We start from the raw sequence: 1,664 nt of genomic DNA on the forward strand, positions 1-1,664 counted from the left end.
CGCGCGCCGAAGTCATCGCTGTTCCCAGTGTGCATCATCACATGGGCGCTATGGGCCTTGTTCGCCGGCGTCCCCCCGCGCCGGCCGATATTGAGCCCCGCTGGTACGTAGGGGAACGGTGCGCCGGTTCCCCTCCACCGATAGAGCCACACGAGGTCCAAACTTACAGTTCTGCAAATAGCAGTTGCTATTGCTGCATTCCAAATGGAGCTCGCTATCGTCCCATAGTAGGCGGAGTCGGTGAGGTCGATCAGGATATCGAACGATAGGCTGAACGTGAAAAGGCCCCAGCCGGTTCGCATCTCGTAACGGAAGGTGACCGGATCGTTGAACTCACTCGGCTCCATGAAGCCTAGAGCGTGCGCGCTAAGCATTGTCCTTTCCTCGAGGTGCCGCCACATCCGAGAGCCCTAATAGCTCCAGCGTCTCGGCCACAGTAAATACAGTGCGTAAGCGGGAAATCGCCGGGCGGACCGATAGCGCCATCCACGCCGCGAGGCTTTGGATTGTCGATTTTTCTTTGGGGCCGGCGCTTGTGTCGTGTGAGGTGTCGTCGAGCGGTCCAAAAGGCCACGAGAACCCCCGCGAGGTCAACGACTGCACGGAGTACGAGGCGCACCATGCTGACTGTCGGAGGTTCCGGCTGCTCGCTTCCCATAGGTTCCTCGCGTGATGGTGTTTCGCTTCCACCTCGATCCTCCACAGAACACCAGGGGCTGCGCACCGCGCCTCCACTCCCTTGTCGTACACCCTGATGTAGCTAGGGGCTGTCCGCTTTCCCACCGTTCCAAGCCATAACCCGTTCGTTGCCGTAGCCTGCCCAACCAGGGTTGACCGGCTCGATCGGGATTGAGAGGTCGGGGTAATTGACCCGAGTAGGCAGGTTCCAAAGGAAGGCAGCGGTGTCGAGAGGGCGAGTGTGCAGTGCGTGTCGATTCGTGAGGCGTAACCAGTACACAGCGCCGAAAGGTCCAACGTAGCTGCTGCCCGTGAACCAGATGACTCCCATAGCACCCTCCCGTTTCGCTGACCCCACCGAATGGTGTCTGTTTGCCACCCCTGGTAGCCCTGAAAGGACCATCGGCGAGTGTTGCTAGCTCTTGCCCGATCCCTGTCCTGAATTCCCCAGATGGCCTCTAGGAGCGGCTTGGTATCGCTGAACTCGGTTGTCATCCATCGGAACCAGTCAATGCCCCCTGTCCACTTTTGGAGACTGACTTCCCTGCCACGCGTTCTTAGGGTACGTTGCATAACCGCCTACCTTTGCCGAGGTTAGCGAGAAAGTGAAGCAAGAGCATGGGGAGGGTGATACAGTACCCTCCCCACTTTTCCAAAGACACTGGCTGCCGCCAGTGGATCGCATTGCGGAAGGACTCCGCGACGAGGTGAGAAAAGTCGAGCCTAGGAGAGTATACCTAGGCTCGACTGCTTTCTACCAGCGGGTGCAGCAAACAACGTCAAGCGCCGCTCGACACGAGTAGCAGCTAGCAGACTTCTTAGCCGCCGACTCCCGCCTTCCGGCTCCGCAGCCCCGTCACAATTGTGTTCACGCGAATGGAAACCACGTCATACCACGACGCGGGAATCTCGGGGCGCGCGCCGGGGGAGCCCGGTGCACCGCGAGCGGGCAGCAACGGGTGCGCGTTGACGAGGATGAGGTCGTG

1 protein-coding gene is annotated in these 1,664 nt (G+C 59.9%); it reads right to left on the bottom strand.

Going from position 1 to position 1,664, the window contains the following annotated elements:
- The coding region (locus tag PGB28_RS21260) for a hypothetical protein (RefSeq protein ID WP_271423508.1) at positions 1–374 on the bottom strand (374 nt) is incomplete at its 3' end.
- Between the last annotated feature and the right edge of the window lie 1,290 nt (positions 375–1,664).

Source organism: Primorskyibacter aestuariivivens (genome assembly GCF_028023675.1).
Taxonomy (GTDB): domain Bacteria; phylum Pseudomonadota; class Alphaproteobacteria; order Rhodobacterales; family Rhodobacteraceae; genus Marinovum; species Marinovum aestuariivivens.